Origin of the sequence: uncultured Thiohalocapsa sp. (assembly GCF_913063425.1) — a bacterium.
Taxonomy (GTDB): Bacteria; Pseudomonadota; Gammaproteobacteria; order Chromatiales; family Chromatiaceae; genus Thiohalocapsa.
Window position 1 is genome coordinate 1 of sequence record NZ_CAJXYK010000025.1, and the last position, 19,913, is coordinate 19,913.

At 68.9% G+C, this 19,913-nt stretch carries 11 protein-coding genes; 4 read left to right on the forward strand and 7 right to left on the reverse strand.

Features of this window, described 5'->3' with window-relative positions; translation table 11 throughout:
• The 7 genes from csy1 to QZ607_RS14350 form a co-directional block, all read right to left on the reverse strand.
• A partial coding sequence (gene csy1 / locus QZ607_RS14320) for a type I-F CRISPR-associated protein Csy1 (protein WP_295883879.1) occupies window positions 1-863 on the reverse strand: 863 nt, incomplete at its 3' end.
• 120 nt (window positions 864-983) lie between these two features.
• Window positions 984-4,280: a type I-F CRISPR-associated helicase Cas3f gene (cas3f, locus tag QZ607_RS14325; protein ID WP_295883882.1), complete on the reverse strand. Its 3,297-nt coding sequence runs from the start codon at window positions 4,278-4,280 to the stop codon at window positions 984-986.
• Entirely contained in the window at window positions 4,277-5,254 is a 978-nt protein-coding gene (cas1f, locus tag QZ607_RS14330; protein ID WP_295883885.1) for a type I-F CRISPR-associated endonuclease Cas1f, read from the reverse strand. The genes cas3f and cas1f overlap by 4 nt, the downstream gene beginning before the upstream one ends.
• Window positions 5,255-5,965: 711 nt before the next feature.
• On the reverse strand, window positions 5,966-7,384 hold the full coding sequence (locus QZ607_RS14335; protein ID WP_295883889.1) for a DUF1501 domain-containing protein: 1,419 nt from the start codon (window positions 7,382-7,384) through the stop codon (window positions 5,966-5,968).
• Between the two features lie 5 nt (window positions 7,385-7,389).
• Window positions 7,390-12,825 carry a DUF1800 family protein gene (locus QZ607_RS14340; protein WP_295883892.1) on the reverse strand — a complete coding sequence of 1,812 codons (5,436 nt, stop codon included), beginning with the start codon at window positions 12,823-12,825 and terminating at the stop codon, window positions 7,390-7,392.
• A 322-nt stretch (window positions 12,826-13,147) separates the two neighbouring features.
• A complete protein-coding gene (locus QZ607_RS14345) occupies window positions 13,148-14,614 on the reverse strand; it encodes a TrkH family potassium uptake protein (RefSeq protein WP_295883894.1) in 1,467 nt (488 codons plus the stop codon).
• A 294-nt stretch (window positions 14,615-14,908) separates the two neighbouring features.
• Entirely contained in the window at window positions 14,909-16,312 is a 1,404-nt protein-coding gene (locus QZ607_RS14350; protein ID WP_295883895.1) for an OprD family outer membrane porin, read from the reverse strand.
• A gap of 411 nt (window positions 16,313-16,723) precedes the next feature.
• Here QZ607_RS14350 and QZ607_RS14355 point away from each other — a divergent pair, with 411 nt between their 5' ends.
• The 4 genes from QZ607_RS14355 to QZ607_RS14370 are packed head-to-tail and all read left to right on the forward strand — an operon-like array spanning window position 16,724 to window position 19,910.
• Window positions 16,724-17,746 carry a zinc ABC transporter substrate-binding protein gene (locus QZ607_RS14355; RefSeq protein WP_295883898.1) on the forward strand — a complete coding sequence of 341 codons (1,023 nt, stop codon included), beginning with the start codon at window positions 16,724-16,726 and terminating at the stop codon, window positions 17,744-17,746.
• Window positions 17,743-18,570 (forward strand): ABC transporter ATP-binding protein, encoded by an 828-nt coding sequence (locus QZ607_RS14360; RefSeq protein WP_295883900.1) that lies wholly within the window; start codon window positions 17,743-17,745, stop codon window positions 18,568-18,570. Before QZ607_RS14355 ends, QZ607_RS14360 begins: the two co-directional genes overlap by 4 nt.
• The gene (locus QZ607_RS14365) at window positions 18,563-19,411 is read left to right on the forward strand and encodes a metal ABC transporter permease (RefSeq protein WP_295883902.1); all 849 of its coding nucleotides are present in this window, start codon (window positions 18,563-18,565) and stop codon (window positions 19,409-19,411) included. Before QZ607_RS14360 ends, QZ607_RS14365 begins: the two co-directional genes overlap by 8 nt.
• Before the next feature lie 43 nt (window positions 19,412-19,454).
• Window positions 19,455-19,910, forward strand: coding sequence for a transcriptional repressor (locus tag QZ607_RS14370; protein WP_295883904.1), 456 nt, complete (start codon window positions 19,455-19,457; stop codon window positions 19,908-19,910).
• Window positions 19,911-19,913 lie beyond the last annotated feature (3 nt).

Consider the following 19,913-nt stretch of genomic DNA (forward strand, 5'->3'; position numbering starts at 1 on the left):
ATGCTGTCGGTGTGCAGCGGGGCACGGATGGATTCACTGACCCAGCTCGGCGGCAGGGCGGCGAGCAGATAGGCCTCCCCGTGGCGCTCGCTGTTGAGCTGGCTGATGTTCTGGGGCTTGGTGCCGCCGAACTTCAGCACCGCGACATCCGGGTACTCGTGCAACGCCCGGTCGTGGTGTCGCTTGTCCTTGCGTGCCTGTCGCGCAGCCTTGGCGTCGTCGCCGAAGCGGTCGTCCCGGATGATCTCCCAGACACGGTGTACCAGCGACGATGGAAAGAGCGGCGCCAACAGGTGGTACTCGCCATCCGCAAGGGGCCAGTAGAGCTGCTTGGCGAGTTTATGAGAGGTGGGGTCATCCTTGGGCTCAGTCAGCGCGGCGAAGGCCTGCATCCACTCCCTCGCCTGCGCCTCGTCGCCGGGCAGTGCCTCCAGCAGGGCGGCGTCGGCGCTGGCCGCGCGCTCCAGTATGGTCTTGCCGTCCACCTCCAGGCGCAGGAACTTCAGCACGTCCAAAGCCGCTGCGTTGCCAACGACATCGGGTGCGGCATCGTCGGCGAGGGTATGCGTGCCGACCAGCGATGGCCCGGCGTGCGGATGGCCGGGGCTGCTCAGGCTGGTTCCCTTGGCGTCGGGGTGCGAGAACTTCAGCGCATGGGTGACCTGCTGTATCTGCCCGACCCGGCGGGCGGCGTCGCTGATCCAGGTCTGCGGGGCGTACTCCTTCAACAGCTTGTCGCGTTTGTCGTCCTGGCCTTCTTTGAGGGCGTCGAGTTTGGGTTTGAGGCGTTCTTGGAGGAAGTCCTCGATGGACTCGCGAAGCGAGGCGACCTCAGCCCGGTCCACGGTTGGCGTTGCGATCATTGTTTCTCCTTGCGACTTGCCTGATCCGTCCTCTCCCGCCGAGCCATCTAGCGGGAACCCTCACAGTGTCATCTTCTCCGATGCGGTGACTCATTTCGTGAGTCCGCGATTCTTCCATATTCAACAGCGCCTGCTGAAGCCCAGCGCCGGGTGGTACCACCAACCCTGCTCGGCGCGCTTCGCCGGCAGGTCTAGGATTCCGAACCGTCGCGCGCATCGCGCGGTGTCGAGACCGAGTGCTTCGGCCAGGGCCGCCAGCGCGTCCTCGTACTCCGGCTCGCCCCAGAAGGTGACGCGCGGGCCGGCCTCCTGGCTGAGGTCGAGCGGGTGACGTAGCGCCTCGACCCCGGTGGTCGATCCGTCGCGCTCGAACCGGCGGAATTCGATCTCGCCATCGGCATCCGGTAGCAGCCCGTAGCGCTGCCGGCCGTCGGGGTCATTGCGGAAGCGCTGGCTGCGCTGAAGCAGGCCGGTGAGGTGGGCGGGCGTCGTCCACCAGCGGTCGACGGGCATGGTCTCCATCGGGAAGGCTTCGTCGGCCAGCATGCAGGCCCGGAGCTGAGCCTGCTCCAGATCGACGAGGTTGTCGCGCGGCGTGAGCGCAGCGCGTTCCTGAATGCGGGCGCTGGCATCGATTCGCCCAACTTGTTCTTCCGTGAGCAGGCGGGTCAAGTGATGGGAGTTCAGCTGCAAGCCGTTTCGCTCCTCCGACTCGAAACCTGGACGAAGGAACACCGCCTCTCCGATGCCGTTCTGCAGGTGCTTAACGTTGGTGTCGAGCAGGTAGATGTTCGGCGTGTCGCAGGCGCCGGGCCGATGCCGACGCACCCGCCCGGCCAGCTGAATGATGGAGCGCATGGACGAGGGCTCGACCACGGCCCAGTCGTAGTCGTGGTCGCGCCCCACCTCGGCGACGGCGGTGGCGATGACGACGAAGATCTGGTCCGGCTCCGGGTGCTGATCGAGCCAGGCGCGCATGTCGACGTCGTCGAACAGTGCGGCGGGGTTCTTGCGGTTGAGCAGCCGGTCGAGGCGGCGCTCGATACCGGCGCGCACCAGCAGCGGATGCTGCGAGTGGTAGACGCACAGGTGCAGGCGGGTCTGCTCCGGCGCGCCGAGCGCATGCAGCGCTCGCGCCGTCTCCACCAGCGGATCGATATTCGCCATGCGGACCAGGCCGATGCTGGCGCGCTTGCCGGTCTTGGGGTCCTCGCCGGCATGCTGCCCATGCAGGGTGAGGATTTGCTCGCGCAGCGTCACGGCCAAGTCTCGGCAGATGTCCTCGCGTGGCCGATTGCCCTGGATCGGTAACGGCTGGATCACGGCCTTGCGCCGTTGCTCCGCCTCGGCGAGCCGTTGGATACGCCGCTCGACGAACTCGTCGTGCTGCGTTCTGAAGGTCTCGCCCGCTGCATGGTTGCCGTGCTTGGCATCGAACTCGTCGAACCAGGCACAGCAGATGTCCAGCGGAAGCCCAGGCTCGCCGCGGTGGGCCTGGAAGATGCGGCGGCCCTTGCGGTAGGCATTGAACAGCCCCTGGACCAGGGCCGGCGGCAGGGTCGCGGACGACAGCAGCACGCGGCTGCCGAGCATGCCGCACCAGTGCACCAGGCGGGTCAGGGCCGGCAGGTCTTCCAGGCCGAGATCGTCCGGCTCGTCCAGCACCAGGTCTGAGGTCATCAGCCGGAGCATGGGTGCGATCTGGCGTCCGCCGCGGATGCCTTCGACCGCGGGCATGAGGTGGTCGATGGTGCAGACCAGGATCGGGGACTGGAGCAGGCGCTCGGCCTGCGGGTTGTTGCCCAGCCATTTCTTGAGCGGCCCATCCTCCAGGCTGCCCTCGAAGTGCACGAAGTCCTGCTCGCCCAGCAGGGCCTCGGCGGACTCACTGCCCGCCTGTTCCCATGCGCTGGGCGCCTGGTCTTGCGGCTGATCCGCCGCGCGCTGGTGCTCGTGCAGCGCCCGAATCCCGCCGCCGCCGACCAACACCGCCATATCCTCTGACCCCAGGTGCAGTCTGTCGCGGTAGGCATCGCCGGTTTGCAGTGTCAGCGTGCGTAAGCCGAGGGCGATGTTGAAGCGAACGCCGAGCCGGGGATCACCCAGGGCGTAGAGGATGCGCCCGTTGGCGAGGGTCTTGCCGAGGCCGGTGGACGCCATGTTGACGCCGAAGAAACCCTGCCGGGCGGTGCGCGATTGCAGCGACGAGGCCAGGTCGAAGGCGCGATCCTGCCAGCGGAAACGGCTGTCCTTGCTCCGCTGCCGAAAGCCCTTGTGGCGGGCGATGCGCGGCAGCCGGCGTTCGATGTCCGGCAATCGGCCGACGAAGGCGCCGGCGGCTCGCTCAACGCCGATCAGGTGCTCGTCCAGGCGTTGGTTGAGTTGGCCGTCCTTGGTGTTGGCGTAGAGCGGAAAGCCCTTGTCACCGAGGCTGGGCTCGCTCTTGAGGCTGGAGTAGTGATGGTCCGCGAGCATCAGGGCAAGGCGCGATAGGTGCAGCACATAGGGGTCATCGCGATCCGGGGCGTCCACCCAGCCTGAGCGATTCAACAGGGCCTGCGCGATGCGGGCCGCGCGCTTGCGCCAGCTCTCGCTGGCGGAGGGCATGCCGTTGCTGAAGCGCCAGCAGGCTTCGATCTGTTGCTGCTCAGGCTCCCTGGCGCTGCCGCACCAGTCGGGCTGAATCAGTCGCTCGACGACCTTGAGAGACTTGGTTCTAGGCAGCTTTTGTAACGCATCCGGCGCCACGGGCATGCGGTGGTGGCTCACGATGAGCCAGCCGACGACCTGGGCGAGTGGGGGCAGGTGTTGCAGCGGCGGGGGCGACTTACCGCCATCAATGCTGTCCCGGAAGGGGGCTGGGAACAGCTTGGAGCCTTGGTCCCCGGCGACCGTCGCCAAGCGTTGCAGCCAGTCGGTGTCCTGCGTGTCCGCGCCGACGAAGGCCTGGAACATCCGCAGCGAGACCCATTCATGGCGATACGCATCGGCCAGGTAGTCCGTGCTGGTCAGCTTGTCCTGGAAGGCGTCGTTGGCCTTGCCGACGTCATGGAACAGGGCTGCGAGCTGGGCCAGCAGCCGGATGTCCTCGGCGTGATGCCAGTCGTTCTCGTCCCCGCTCCGGCGGACATCGCGCGAGGTGGTGTTGGTCGGGGTTCCACCGGTCTCGTTGAACTGTCGCTGGTCGCCGACAATCCACATCAGATCGGTTTGGTTCCGGCCACGTATCCAGTGGCAGGCGACGGCGGTGTTCTTGCGCGCGGTCTTGCGCAGCATGCGATGAACCGTCTGCAATCCCTGCTGGGTGATCGGTGTCTGCCAGCTGCGATCACCCCGCCGCTCAGCGAATTGGTCCAGGATGCGGCGGGTCTCGGTGAGCGCGCGTTTGGTGCACTGGGAAACGAACAAGACGTTCATTCGACGGATGCTCCCAGGTCCGTCGCGATGCGCTTCAGCGTATCGATCATCAGGTCCAAGGACTCGGATCTGGTCAGTGCCTCGATGCAGCCGCGTCGGAACTCTTGTTCCTCATGTCCTGCCATCGCCGAGATGAAGGCCTGCGGTAGGATGACAGCATCCTTCACAAGATCCGCCGCGTCAAACACCAACCCGCCACGACGCGTCTTGCCATGGAGCACCGCGAGTCCGTGCGGCAGCCCGAGTACCCAGGTGGCGGTCGCACCGAGACCATAGGCAAGGTAGTTGCCATGGTCGAGGAAGCGGTTCGCCGGGTCCGTTCCGGTGCCTCGCTTTGCGCGCGTGAAGTCGCCGTAGCCGACAGTATCGACTGCCACTCTGAACAATTGCTTGGTGAGGCGCGCTTCTTCTGTCAGCAGGGCCGTTACATCCGCAGCTGCATCTATTTGGGCAACTGTACGCTTCAGCAGGGCATCGAGGCGGGGCTGATTGACGGCGAAGTCGCTGTCGAGCAAAGCACGATTGCCCAGCCACTGCTGACGGATACAAGCGACGCGGGTCCTCTGGATGATTTTCGCGGCTTCCAGGCGCAGCTTGTCATCGAACCAGAACCGAACCCAGGATTGCAGGAATTCCGTCGGCCTGTATTCACTTTGGGGAGAGAACCAGACGATATCCGTGTCTCGCTCTGTGGCCGTGAACAGGGGCGATCCCCCTCCGCCGCAGAAACCCACCAGTACGCCTGCCTTGGCCAGTTCCCGCATGGCCGCCTGGGTGATAGAGGTACCCGTGCCCAGCAGCAGACTTGTTGTATTGGCGATGGGGATGTTCCAATAGAGGGACCGCTTTCCCGCATCGGTGACATATTCGACACGGCCCCCGTTCACGAGGACCCTGCAATGCTCCAGATAATAGAGATTGGCCCGCTTCGAATGGAGAATGGTTTTGAGGTCGCTTGGGGTTAACTCGTCCATGCTGTCCTTATGAAGCTATCAGGGTCTGTTGAGTACGCGCGCCCACGGAAACGACCGGGATACTCCTCCCTCCGTAAGACCGCGTCTTTGTCGGGGCACGAACGCAGGGGCGTCGGCGCTCTCGTCGCAAACGAGGCGGCACAGCGTTGCCTACGACAGTTCGTGACCTGGCTTTGGCTACTATACACAGGTGACAGGCTCAACGAGTGAGCCCTCGGCCTCAGCGACGCCAAGATTCAACCTAGAAACGGCAGTTGACCGCTTCGTCGCAACGACACATGTTTGCGTCAATGGAGAATGCGTACAGAAGGCGAGCTCACCGACTGGGTGCGGGCCGCGACGACCCCCAAGGCGCGCCCCGCGCGGCACCCAGCTGCGTTACGACTCGTTGGAATAGGCTACCCGGCCCAGCTGATCGGGTAGTCGGCGTCAGGCGCCGTTTGACCTCGTCTCAGGCCGCGACCGCCCCGAGATCCGGCACCGCCGTCGCGTAAGATGGCGAGGCTGCCGCCGACGCCTGAGGGCGACGACAACAGCGCAGGTCTTCGTGTCCGCGCCGGCGCGCAGGGATGAAACCGTGTGGGCAAAGCGGGTCCGCGACCACACGGAGCGCCGCGAGGGCGATGCGCGCGATGCCGCGGGGGGGCGCTGCTGCTCGGCCTGAGGCCGGGGCGCTGCTGACAGTCCCGCCCGGTGCCCGCGGTGTGCGGATCAGACCATGAACCCCAGATCGTCGGTGTCGAAGTTGGCGATGTTCGGGCAGATGATGGGCAGGTCGTCCGCCGGCACGCCGTACCATTTGGCGAGCGTCGCGGCCACCTGATCCACGGCGGTGTCCGGGATGAAGCGCCCGCGCCCGCCGACATCATCCGGGCCATCGATGGTCTGGTCCGGCATGCGCCCGTAGAGGCCGCCCCGCACCGCCGCGCCCTGCACGAACTGGACGCCGCTCCAGGCGTGATCGGAGCCGTTGTTGCCGTTCATGGCGAAGGTGCGGGCGAACTCCGATGCGCTGAAGGTGGTCACCTTCTCGCCCAAGCCGTTGGCCTGGGCCCAGGCGTCGAAGGCGGCCATGCCGTCGGCGAGCTCGCGGATCAGCCGCGGGTGGCGGTTGTTCTGGTCGGAGTGGGTGTCGAAGCCGCCCATGGAGGCAAAGAAGGTCTGGCGGCGGATGCCGATGCGTGAGGCGACGCTGATGATCTGCGCAATGGCCTGAAGCTGGCCGCCGAGCCGCCCGGGCGGGAAGCCGGCGATGGGCTGGGCGTCGGCCAGGGCCTCGGCCAGCGCCTGGTTGCCCTCCAGCGCGCGGGCCTTCTTCTCGCTGTAGGCGCCGTCGAAGACGTGCGGCGTGCCGAACAGCAGCGCGCGGCGCCCGGCATCGAGCCGACCCTGAAGGCCGCCGCCGACGAAGCGGCTCACCGGCACCTCGATCTCGCCCCGCGTATTGACCGCATAAGGCAGCACCTGCTCGCCCACCTGGATCACGTTGTCGCCGGAGAGCGAGACGTTGGTGAAGGTGGAGAGCCCGACATTGCTGCCGTAGAAATAGTCGCTGAGCCGTCCGTGCCAGCCCGTGTAGCCCATGTCCGCGTCGAAGATGCCGCAGGTCTGGGTCTGGAACTGCTGGTCGGAGTGGGAGCCGATGCTGGGCGGGCGCCGCCGGGTGCGGTCCCGGTACTGCTGCTTGGTGAGCGGCTCCACCAGCGGGCCGACACTCAGCGTCGCCGCGAGCCGGCCGGCGTCGTAGACGGGCTTGAGCGCGGCCATGTCCGGGTTGAGCCCGAAGCTGCGCCCGAGCGGGTCCAGATGCGCCGCATCCGGCAGCGGCAGCAGCGTGTCTGCCTCAATGGTGAGCCCGCGGCGTGCCCGCGCATAGGTGGCGTGCCCGTCCGGGTCCGACGGAATCACGCAGTTGTGGGAGTCGTTGCCGCCGTACAGAAAGATGCAGATCAGCGCCTTGTAGTCGCCGGGCACGTCCGCCGCGGCGGCGAGCCGGCTCCAGTTCAGCGCGCCCAAGGTGCTCAGCGCCGCCGCCGGATGCCGGATGACGGGCCGGGCGGCGGCGCCGGCCAGCGCCCCGAGCTGACCGAGGAAGCGCCGGCGCGCGCGCTGCGATGTCGTATTGCGCATGTCGATTACTCCTCGATCAGGTACTCGGGGGAGGTGACGATCAGGTAGACACCGGCGAGCACCCGCGTCACCCGGCCCTGCTCGCCCTGGCGGGCGTAGTCGTAGAAGACCTGTGTTGCCAAGACCGCCCGCAGGGTGTCGGACATGGCCCCGCCCAGGAACAGCAGGTCCAGGTGGTCGATGATCTTGGTGACCCCGCCGTCGGCCATCGCCAGCTCCATGGACAGGTTGTACCAGTCCGCGCCGGCCTGCGTCGCACCGAGTGTCCAGGTGTCCATTGTGGCGACGGCGCCCGTGATCTGCTCCTCGTTGATGATTTCGAGCTCCGGCGAGTACAGGCCCAGATCCGCAATCTCGCCCGGCGCCTGGTAATCCGGCTTGAAGAAGTTGAACACCGACGGCGCCGACAGCGGCACCTGCCCGAGCGGTGCCAGCTCGGCGAGCCGGATCGCGGTGGCGTCCGGGTCCACCCCGAGCGCCCGCCAGACGCCGGTGAGCTGCAGCAGCGGCTCCTTCATCTTGCCGAAGGCGCGGGACCCGGGCAGACCCTCCTCCGCAGGCGCCGCGTCGGCCGCAAGGTCCGCCGCCAGCGCATCCAGCGGGTCCGGCGCGCCGCTGCGGGCCTCCGTGTCCAGCAGCACGGCCTTGAGGGTCTCGCCGAGGTCGCCGTCGCTCGCACGGAAGGCGTCCGCGACGCGCCCGACGTAGTCCGGGCTCGGGTTGCTGGTGACGAAGCGCTGGATCAGCTGGCGGCCGATGAAGGGCGCCACGTTGCGGTGTGCCGCAATGTTGTCGAGCGTCCGGGTCAGGTCCGCGGTGGGATCAGCCGTCGCCAGGTTCAGGTCCGGCGGGATCGGCTCGTACTGCCCGCGCACCGCCGGGTCCAGCAGCACCTTCATGCCCTGCTCGTGCTCGGCCGGGTCCAGCACCATGGGCAGCCGCCACTTCTCCGGCAGGCGCTCCGTCGCATAGTCCCAGCCGGTGAAGACGCGGGCGTACTGCATCAGGTCCTCGCCGGTGTAGGTCGGGATGGGCTCGCCGGCGGCGTCCAGCACCTGCTCGCCGTTGGGCGTGAGCTCCCACAGGCCGATGGAGAAGAGCTGGAGCACCTCGCGGGCATAGTTCTCGTCCGGCACCGTGGCGGTCACCGGGTCGGCCTTGACGTTGCCGGCGGTGTCCAGGAAGAAGCCCATGGCCGGGTGCAGGGTCACCTGCTCCAGCAGGTCCCGATAGCGACCGAAGGCGCCGTCCACCAGCATGTCGTAGTAGTGCACGGCACCGAGGGCGCCTGCGTCCGTGGACAGCACATTGCCGAGATCGGAGATGACGAAGATCTGCGACAGCGCGAAGGCCATGCGCTGGCGCAGCTGATCCTCCGCCGTCACGGCATTGCGCAGCCAGGCGTTCACGCGCAGCCGGCGGTTGTCCGCATCCGGCGCCAGGCGGCTGAGCTCCTCGAACAGCGCCTCGTGCCCGCTCGCCGGCAGGGCCAGCTGGGCGTCGATCCAGGCCTCCGGACCCATGGTCATCACCGTGGCGATGTCTTCGCGGGTGGCGCCGAAGCTGGCCTGATTCAGGAAGCGCACGGCCTCTCCGGCGCTCATCACCGGCGTCTCGCCGGCGCCCACTTCGACGGTCAGGGTGCCGACGGCGCTGCCGCCGCGGCGGTCGCCGACGCCGTAGTGCACCACGTCGGTGCCGGTGAAGCCGAGCGGCGGCGTGTAGACGAGCCGCTTGCCGTCGTCCGCCAGCACTGCGGCGCCGGCAGCCGTCGTCGCATCGGCGCCCGTCAGCACCAAAATGTCGCCGTCCATGTCGCGGTCGTTGGCGAGCACCGCCACCGTAATGGACTGGCCGCGGCCGATGCCGGTGCTGGCGGTGTCCGCCGCGGGCATCGGGTCGGTGTTGGTGAGGGCGCTCCCCGGCCCGCCATCCGGCGGCGTGCCGGGGCCGTCGGCATCCGGGTCGAGCCGGAACAGCACGTCGGCGGTGACGGGCGTGGTGCCGAAGCGCGGCCCGGCGTAGGTCACCTCCAGGCTGTCATCGCCCCCGCGCTCGAAGTAGGTCACGCGGATGGCGTGGCGGCCGCGGTCGAGGCCGATGCGCCCGCAGCGGGTGCGCGCGGCGTGCAGCCCGTCGTTGTCCACCACCAGGGTGTCGCCGATAAAGAGCCGGCTGCCGTCGTCGGAGCGGGTGCAGAGCTCGTAATGGCCGTACTCGGGGATGTCGATGTACGCCTGGAACACGAAGCCGTAATGGTCGTCCTGCTGCCTGGGCGCCAGCGTGAAGCCGTCCGCCACGCCGGTGGCCACCGGCGTCAGGGTGTCGAAGTCCGGCAGCCGGCGCCAGCGGCCCTCGTAGTAGGCGTAGTCGACGCCGCCGACGAGGTTGGCCGCGTTGGCGCCCGCGTCCTGAAGGTCCGGCAGCACCGCCGGGTCCAGCATCAGCGCATCCGCGGGCAGCGGGCCGCGCTCGCCGTCCGGGCCGCGCACCTCGACGGTGAGGCGCTCGTCCCCGTAGCGCTCGAAGAACTGGATCTCGATGGGATGCCAGCCGGCCGCGAGGCCGATGGAGCCCGCCGCCTGCCGGTAGCTGTGCAGGCCGTCGTTGTCGACGACGACGGTGTCGCCGATGCGCAGGCGGCTGCCGTCGTCGGAGCCGAGCCGGAAGTCGTACCAGCCCGCGTCATCGATGCGCAGCCAGCCGCGGTAGCGCACGCCGAACCTGCTGTCCTCGTTGATGGTGCCGAGATCCGGTGCCGCGGCGATGCCAACACCAGCCGGTGTCAGCTCGCCGAAGGCCGGCAGGTTGCGCCAGTTGCCGAGATAGAGCTCGTAGGCGAGGCCCGGCAGGGCCGCGGGCACCGGCGCCGCGTCCGGTGCGGCGGCGGCGGGCCGCAGCGGCGGCAGCTGGTCGCTGGTGTGGAACAGGTCGCTTGCGGCCACCGGCGCGCGGACTCCGTCGGGGCCCGTGCTGTCGAGCGCCAGGGTCATGCCGCCCCAGCCCTGGAAGAAGTCCACGCGGATAGGGTGCAGGCCGGCCTTGAGGCCGATGCTGCCCATGGCCTCTCTCGGCCCATGGCGGCCGTCGTTGTCCACCACCAGGGTGTCGCCGATCCAGAGCCTGGAGCCGTCGTCGGAGGTGAGGTGGAAGCGGTGGAAGCCGGGCTCGGCAATGCGGATGTAGCCCTCGAAGCGCAGCCCGAGCTTGCGGTCCGTGGTGGCCCGCGCCAAATCAAGCCCGGGGCTGACGCCGAGCGCCACCGGCGTCAGCGTCGCGAAGTCCGGCAGGCGGTGCCAGCTTCCTGCATATTCACGGTAGGCGAGGCCGGGCGTCACCCGGCCGTCGGGATCGGCCGCGGCCGCGAGCGTCGGCAGCTGATCCGGGGTATGGCTGAAGGCGGCGGCGGGCACGGCTGCCTCGCTGCCGTCCGGCAACTGCCAGGAGAGCGCCAGGCCCGTGTCGCCCCAGCGCTGGTGATAGGTCAGCTCGAACGCATGCAGGCCCGCTTCCAGGCCGATGCTGCCGAAGGCCTCGCGGTTAGGGCGGTCGGCGAGCAGCACCGGCGTGCCCGCGATGCTGAGCGCGACGCCGTCATCGGCGGTGGCGAAGAAGCGGTAGTGGCCGTCCTGCGGCACCTCGATGTAGCCGGTGTACTGGAGAGCGAACTTGTGGCTCTCCGGCGATACGCCGAGGTCGAGGCCGTCGGCGACCCCGTGCACGCCCGGCGCAAGGGTTGCGAAGTCGGGTGGCTCACTGAACTTGCCCTCGGCGTAGGCATAGGCCAGGCCGTTGCGGAGCCCGCCCGCCGGCGTCTGCGCCGCCAGATAGGCGGGCAGCTGGGAGGCGGTGTGGAAGAGCGCCGTCGCCGGCAGCGGCTGCGGCTCGGCGTCGTCCGGTCCCTGCATGCCGACAGCGAGCGCATCGCCGCCCCAACGCTCGTAGTAGTCGATGCGGATGGGGTGCAGGCCGGCCGCGAGCGGCAGCGCCCCCACCACGTCCGGATTGCCCCAGTGGCGCTCGCGCTCGGCCACCAGCTGGGCGTCGTCACCGGTGCCGATCCAGAGCTGGACCGGGGCCTTGGCATTCAGCGTGAAGGCGTAGACGCCGGCGGTGTCCACCTGGAGGTAGCCGCGGAAGGAGAAGGCGTAGCGGTTGTCGTCCATGCGCCGGGTCAGGCCCGGCGCGGCGACGACGCCATACTCCAGCACCTCCTCCGTGTCCAGGTCCGGCATGCTGTCCCAGTGGCCCTCGGCGTAGCGGTAGGCGAGGCCGGGCAGGGGCTCCTCATCCAGCGCCACCGGCTGCTGCATGGGCGGCAGCAGGTCGAACGCGAAGCTGAGCGCTTCCGCCGGGATCAGCTCGCGCGCGAAGCCGGGGCCGGACCAGTCGACCTCCAGCATCGCGCCGCCCCAGCCCTGGAAATGGTCCACTGTGATGCGGTGCAGACCCGCCGCCAGCGCAATGCTGCCCGCGCGCTCGCGCGGGCCATGCCGGCCGTCGTTGTCCACCACGCGCTTGTCGCCGATGTAGAGCGCACTGCCGTCGTCGGAGGTGGTGTAGAAGCTGTAGATCCCGGCTTCCGGGACCTCGATGTAGCCCTGGAAGCGCAGCGCGAAGGTGTTGTCGTCGAGCGAGACAGCGCTGTCGAAGCCGTCCGCAACGCCGATGAAATCCGGTGTCAGCGCGGTGAAGTCCGGCAGCCGGTCCCAGCGCCCGTCGTGCCAGCTGTAGGCGACACCGGGGTAGAGATCCTGCTCGGCCGTGTCGTCCGCCGGCCGGGGCTCGGGCATCTGTGCCGCGGCGAAGGCGAGCAGGCCGGGGTCGATCGGCTGCACGCTGCCGTCCGGGCCCTCGTAGCCGACCTCCAGACCCGCGTCCCCGGTGGCCTCGAAGAAGCCGACCTCGATGGGATAGTCGCCGGCGTCGAGCCGGACGGGCTCGCTCCAGCGGGTGCGCATGCCGTGGCGGCCATCGTTGTTCACGATCCGCTCACCGTCCAGCAGCAGGTCGCTGCCGTCGTCAGAGCGGGTGTAGAAGCGGTACTCGCCGGGCGCCGGGATGGTCAGAAAGCCCGTGTAGCGCACCGCGAAGTCGTCCGACTGCGGCACCGGGTCGATGCCGAAGCCCGGCGCCACGCCGTAGCCCGAGGGCGTCAGCGCAGCGAAGTCCGGCAAGCTGTGGAAACGACCGGAATACCAGGTGAAGAAGACGCCGCCGCCGACGGTCCCGGCTGCCGACGGATCGCCGTCTGCCGCGGGCGGCAGGTCCGCCACCACGGCGACGGCGGCGCCCGCGCCGAACAGCGTCGCGGCGAGGAGCGCGATGCCGGGCAGCCGGGGCAGCCGCCGGCGGCGATGCTGTCCACACCCCCGCGCAGGCGGCGGGCGGCTCGCTGCGCGCTCTGAGGTGTCACTCGGCTTGATCCTGGGCGCCTGCATCGGGCTCTCCGTCGAGGGCAGGGTGTTCGGGCAGACCTTACTCCGCCGGGCTCGCGGCGGCCGGTCATCGGGCTTTCACTGATCCGGGCGTAAACGCCATGCACCTTACCCCGCCAGCGATGCGGAAAAATGTGACCCGGGTCGCGCGGGCACAGATCGCGGACGAAGATTGCGATTCTTCAATGACGAGCGGGTGATCGAGCAGAACCGACGGGATGAGCGCCCATGCGGAGGCGTGCCGGCGGCCGGCGTGCCATGGAGCCATCACACCGGTGGCAGGAATGGCGCCAGGAAGCAGAGCGACCGCCCGGCGGACACCGGCTTACCCCCGCCAGAACCCCGGCGTCAGCAGCACCAGGATGGTGAAGATCTCCAGCCGCCCGAGCAGCATGGCGGCGACGGCGACGAGCTTGCCCTGGTCGCTCACGCCCTGGAAGTTGTAGGCCACCTCGCCGAGACCAGGCCCCAGGTTGTTGATGCTGGTGGCCACCGCGGCGAAGGCGGAGAGCGGCTCCAGCCCGCTGTGGATCATCCACAGCCCGCAGAGCACGAAGGTGATCATGTACAGGGCGAAGTAGCCCCACACCGACTGCATCAGCCCCGCATCCACCACGCGGCGCCCCACCCGCATCGGCACCTGGGCGCGGGGATGGATCAGCCGCTGCACCTCGTAGAGCCCCTGCTTCACCAGGAGCAGCACCCGCAGCGCCTTCATGCCGCCAGCGGTGGAGCCGCCGCAGCCGCCGACGAAGGCGATCAGGAGCAGCAGCACGGGCAGGAAATCCGGCCAGTGCGCATGGTCCACCGTGGCGAAGCCGGTGCTGGTCACCAGCGACACCACCGTGAAGGCGGCCTCGCGAAAGCCCGTGAGCGGATCGGCGAACACCTGCTCGAGCGCCAGCACCAGCCCCACCACCAGCACCACCAGCAGCACGAAGCCGAGGAAGGCCCGCGCCTCCGCGTCGCGCAGGTAGAGCCAGGCATCGCGCTTGGTCCAGACCAAATAGTGCAGCCCGAAGTTGATGGCCGCGAGCAGCATGAACAGGATCGCCACCGCCTCCACCGCCGGGCTTTGGTAGTACCCGAGGCTCGCATCATGGGTGGAGAAGCCGCCGGTGGAGACGGTGCTCAGGCTGTGCGCGACGGCGTCGAAGGTGTCCATGCCGGCGAGCCGGTAGCCGAGCGCACAGGCCAGCGTCAGGCTGAGGTACAACAGCCACAGCGAGCGCGCGGTGCCCACCAGCCGCGGGGTGAGCTTCTCCTCCTTGAGCGGCCCCGGCGCCTCGGCGCGGTAGAGCTGCATGCCGCCGATGCCGAGCAGCGGGATCACGGCGAGCCCGAGCACGACGACGCCCATTCCGCCCAGCCACTGCAGCTGCTGGCGGTAGAACAGCAGCGAGCGCGGCAGGGCATCCAGCCCCGTGATCACCGTGGCGCCTGTGGTGGTGAGCCCGGAGGCCGACTCGAACAGCGCATCCACCGGCGTGAGGCCGATGCCGAGCGCCAGCGGCCAGGCGCCGAGCGCACTCAGCAGCAGCCAGAACAGTGCGACGATGAGGAAGCCGTCCCGCACCCCGAGCTCGCCGCGACGGCCGATGCGGAGACGCGCCCCGAGGCCGCCGCTCAGCCACAGCACCAGCCCGAGCGCGAGCGCCCCGCTCAGGGGCAGGAGCAGATGCCGCAGCTCGGCCTCGCCGTAGGCCAGACCCACGGCCACGGGCACCGTCAGCGTGGCGGCGAACAGCAGGGCGAACAGCCCGAGGACGCGGGCGATGAGGAGCGGGTGCATGGGCGCGTACGACGAGGCCGGTGGAGCACCAGCGAAGGCATGGCCCGATTAAAGCGCAGCCCCCACGCGGCTGCACGCAAATCGGCGGGCGGACGGCGGCCGTGCGGGGGTTGGTGTGGGAGTGGGGAGGGATCCGTGGCGAGCAGCGTCGAGGGCTGAGGGCAGAGGGCTGAGGGGCGGCAGCCCAGCGGCCTTGCCGGCGTCCGCGGCCTCAGCCCATGGCCCCCGGCCCTCGCCGGCAGCGGCTCCCTGCCCTGGCGATACGGCTGCCGCCGGCTGGTTCGAGCGGATTTGCTAGAACTGATAGCTCGCAATGAGCCGCCAGTGGCTCATGGTGGCGTCCGCCTTCACACCGGAGCGCGGGTTCACGAAGTCGTCGTACTCACTGGTGCGGTTGACGTAGAAGGTGCGGAGCATGAGCCCCTTGACCTGCTTCGGCTTCCAGGTCAGCACCAGATCCAGCTCCTGGGCGTTGCTGGTGGGCTCCGCCGCCGGCGACACATTGGGCACGGCGCCGATGGTGTCCGACTTGCCGTAGTCGAAATAGGCGGCCATGAACACCAGCCCCGGGATGATCATGTACTTGCCGCGCACCCCCCAGGCGTCCACGTTCTCGCGGTAGGCGTTGCGGGAGAAGATGGAGCTGGTATAAGCGGGGTCGGCGCCGAAGCTGTTCAGGAAGGCCGTGTCGCCGTCGGAATGGTTCCAGAAGGCGTGGAAGGACCATTTCTTCTTCGGCCCGAGCAGCCCGGCCTTGAGGCCATAGAGGTTGTACTCGAGCTCGCCGCTGCCGAAGTTGCGCTGAATGGCCGGGATCCCCTGGATGCCGGCAGGTCCGTCGCCCACGTCATCCTGGCGCAGGTACTGGGCGCCCAGATCCAGCTTGAGGCCGTTCAGCGGCACCTTGGCATCCACGTCCAGATAGAAGTTGTTGGCGATGTCGTCCACATAGGCGTTCCAGACGCCGATGGTGGTGTACGGCAGCCCGCTGTAGGAGACCGACGCGAGCGTGATGCCGCTGATGTCGTCGGCATCCGGTCCGAGCGCGATCTGGCCCAGATTGAAGAACCTGACCTGGCCGAGATCCGGCTGGTTCGGCTGCTGCGACGCACCACCTGTGCCCGTGCCCTCGCCGATGAAGCCCCAGTCCGTCATGGCCCGGGAGCCGAAGGACATCTGTGTGATCTGCCCGAGGGAGATGTCGAGCCCCTCCACCGGCTTGGCACCCACGCGCAATGCGGTGTAGGAGTTCGGCACATGGTTGTAGGTGTTCTTGGTGAGCGGCGTATCGATGGGCGCGCGGCCGGCGAAGGCGTAGAGCTGCTTGTCGCCGTAGGTGACATTGGCGATGGTGAGCTGCCCCTTCTGCACGCCCTCGTCGGCAATGAACATGCCGCGCGCCGTGCGCGCCTCGAAGCGCTCGGGGTCGAAGTCCGTGCTGCCGAAGATATCGCCGTTCAGATAGGCCGCCGTCGTGAACTTGAAGCCCTGCCACTTGGGGCTTGTGTACTTGCCCATGAGCGAGTAGGAGTTGCCGCTGCTCGGGTCCCAGCCGTTGTCCTTGGCGGTCAGGATGCTCATGGCCAGCAGTCTGGCATTGAAGGTGCCGTAATCGGTGCCGCCGAAGTTGAGGTCGTAGGCGGCCGCCGCGCCGGCGGCGCTGCAGCCGATCGCTGCGACGATCAGGCGTTTCAACATGGATCTCTCCTTATGGATGGTCGTTGCAGGCAAGGGATACCCGCGGAGGGGCCTCGTTGTTGTTCCGAGCCGAATCCGACGACTCTGCAACAGATCCTAGAGGAAAACCCGAGCTGCGCCAGTGCGAAAAAGTTGAAATGCGGCATTTTCGCGACAGGAGAGCGTTTAACTTGGCCTGTATCAAGCACCGACCGCGCCTTCGACGTTGCGCAGACATGACAGTTGACAGGTCAGCGGAGCCGCAGTCGCGGAACCCCACCGAAGCGATGGCGCAGCAACTGATGTTGTAAAAAATCCTCTGAATGCCATGGCCCGGGCGGCATCGCGATACTGCCCGCTGCCCAGCGCACTGTTATACTGTTTCATCACGGTCAACCAACTTCCGGCACGCCCCCGCGGATGCCAGCAACCATGACGTCAGGCCCCGGCGTAGACCGCCACGACACCCTCCTCCCCTGCGCGGGCAAACGCCGCCGGCGCTGGCGACTCGGACTCGCCGCGCTGCTGCTCTGCACGCTGCCGCCGCTTGCCGCAGCGCCGCTCGACGTCTTTGTCAGCGTCCTGCCGCTCGCCACCTTCGCCGAGCGCGTCGGCGGCGAGCGGGTGCAGGTGCACACCATGGTGCAGCCGGGCCACAGCCCGGCCACCTACGAGCCCACGCCACGGCAGATCACAGCACTCGCCAACGCTGACCTCTACCTGCGCGTGGGCGTGCCGTTCGAGGATGCCTGGATGAAGCGCATCCGCGCCACGAATCCCGACATGCCGGTGGTGGACCTGCGCGAAGGCCTGTCCCTGCGCCGCCAGGAAGCCCACCGCCACGGGGCGGCCGGCGGCGACGACCATGGCGCGCAGGCGCATGAGCACGGCCCACTGGACGCCCACGTCTGGACCAGTCCCCGGCTGGTGCGGCAGATGGCGGAGACCATGCGCGCGGCCTTCACCGAGCTGGATCCCGCCGGTGCCGTAACCTATGCCGAGCAACAGGCGGCCTTCGACGCCGAGCTCGCAGCCCTGGATGCGCAGCTGCAAGCGCGCCTGCACGGCCTCGCGAACCGACGCTTCCTCGTCTACCACCCCGCCTGGGGCTACTTCGCGGACGCCTACGGGCTGACCCAGATCCCCATCGAGCAGGAGGGCAAGGAGCCCGGCGCACGCCGGCTCACTGCACTCATCGAGCAGGCGCGCGCCGAGGGGGCGCGGGTGATCCTGGTGCAGCCGCAGTTCGACCAGCGCGCCGCGGCGCAGGTGGCGCGCGCCATCGACGGCCGCGTCGAGCCCGTCGACCCGCTGTCGCCGGAGTATGCCGCCACGCTGCGCCGGCTCGCGGACATCCTGATGGCAGCCGACGCCGGCACGGCCGCCGGCGCCCCGAAAGCGGCACATCGGGAACAGGCGCCGCGGGAGCAGGCGCCCCGGGAGCAGACACCTTGAGCACCGGCAGCGCCGCACCCCCCGCCATCGACATCGCCGGGGTGCACTTCGCCTACGGCGAGGTGCCGGTGCTGGAGGACGTGAGCCTCACCGTCGCCGCCGGCGAGTTCCTCGGCATCGTCGGTCCCAATGCCGGCGGCAAGAGCACCCTGCTGAAGCTGATTCTCGGGCTGCTCAAGCCCAGCGCCGGGCGCATCCGGGTGCTCGGTGAGCCACCACGGCGCGCGCGCCGGCACATCGGCTATGTGCCGCAGTACCCGGGCTTTGCGCGGGACTTCCCCATCAGCGTCGAGGACGTGGTGCTCATGGGCCGCTTCGGGCTCGGGGCCGGGCTCGGATCAGGGCTCGGCGGGCGACTTGGACCCTGGACCCGCAATGACCGAGCAGCGGCGGCCGCGGCACTGGACGAGGTGGAGGCCCTGGACCTGCGCAGGCGGCAGATCGGCACGCTGTCCGGTGGCCAGCTGCAGCGCGTGCTGCTGGCCCGGGCGCTGGTGGGCGAGCCGAATCTGCTGATCCTGGACGAGCCCACCGCGAACATCGACCAGCGCCTGGAGGGGGAGATCTTCGAGCTCCTGGCCCAGCTCAACCGCAGGCTCACCATCGTCGTCGTCTCCCATGACATCGCCTTCATCTCCGCTTATGTGAGCCGCGTCGCCTGTCTGAATCGCACCCTGGTCTGCCACGCCACGGACAGCATCAACGGCCGGATCATCGAGGACCTCTACGGCGAGCATGTGCGCCGGATCCAGCACGCTCACGGCCACGGCCACGGCGACCGCGCCGCCGGCGGCGCCCACGCGGAGGTGGGCCGCCATGGCTGAGTTCTTCACCGCCCTGACAGAGCAGGCCTTTCTGCGCCAGGCGCTGCTGGCGGGCCTGCTGGCGAGCCTCGGCTGCGGACTCATCGGCCCCTTCGTGGTGGTGAAGCGCATCGCCTTCCTGGCGGGCGGCATCGCCCACTCGGTGCTGGCCGGCATGGGGGCGGCGCTCTACTTCGGCTTCGACCCGCTGCTGGGGGCGCTCATCGCCGCCGTGGTCGCGGCGCTGCTCATCGGCTGGGTGCGGCTCACCTGGCGCACCGGCGAGGACACGGCCATCGGTGCGCTCTGGGCCATCGGTATGGCGGTGGGGATTCTGTTCATTTCCCGCACCCCGGGCTACAGCACAGACCTGATGAGCTTCCTCTTCGGCAACATCCTGCTGGTGCCGACCCGCGAGCTCTGGTTCATGGCCGCGCTGGATCTGCTGCTCCTGACGGTGGTGGGCCTGGGCTATCGACACTTCATCGCCGTCGCCTTCGACGAGGACTTCGCGCGGCTGCGGGGCCTGCCGGTGGCGACGCTGTACCTGCTGCTCCTGGTGCTGGTGGCGCTCACCGTGGTGTTGATGATCCAGGTGGTGGGCCTGATTCTGGTGATTGCGCTGCTGACCCTGCCGGCGGCCGTCGCCGGGCAGTGGACCCACTCCATCACCAGCATGATGGTGGCGGCCACGCTGCTCGGCGCCGCGCTCACCAGCGGCGGGCTGGCGCTCTCCTACGCGCCGGACCTGCCGCCCGGGCCCACCATCATCCTGCTGGCGGGGGCGCTGTACCTGGTGTCGGCGCTGGTGGCGGGTGCGCGGCGCCGGGCGCGGGCGGCCGCGGCCAAATCCGGCGCCTGAGCCATGGGCTCGGCCCGTCAACTCGCAACCTACTGAAAGCCCGATGGACGAAGACACCCTCACCCAGGCGCTGAGCCGCGCGGAGACCCTGTGCGCACAACGCGGCGTGCGCCTCACCCCGCAGCGCCGCCGGGTGCTGGAGCTGGTGTGCCGGGCGGAGCGGCCCGTGGGCGCCTACGAGCTGCTGGACCAGCTGCGCGACGGCGGCCCGGCGGCGCCGCCCACGGTGTACCGGGCGCTGGACTGGCTGCTGGAGCAGGGACTGGTGCACAAGCTGGAGACGCTGCACGCCTTCATCGGCTGCACCCATCCGGAGCACCCGCACGCGAGCCAGTTCCTCATCTGCGACGGTTGTGGCGGCGTCAAGGAGCTGGAAGACAAGGCTATCGCCGGCAGCCTCGCCTCGGTGGCCGCCGAGAGCGGCTTTCGGCCGTCGCGGCCGGTGGTGGAGGTCATCGGCACCTGCTCTGACTGTGCGGCCAAGCATGGGAAGGACTGAGGC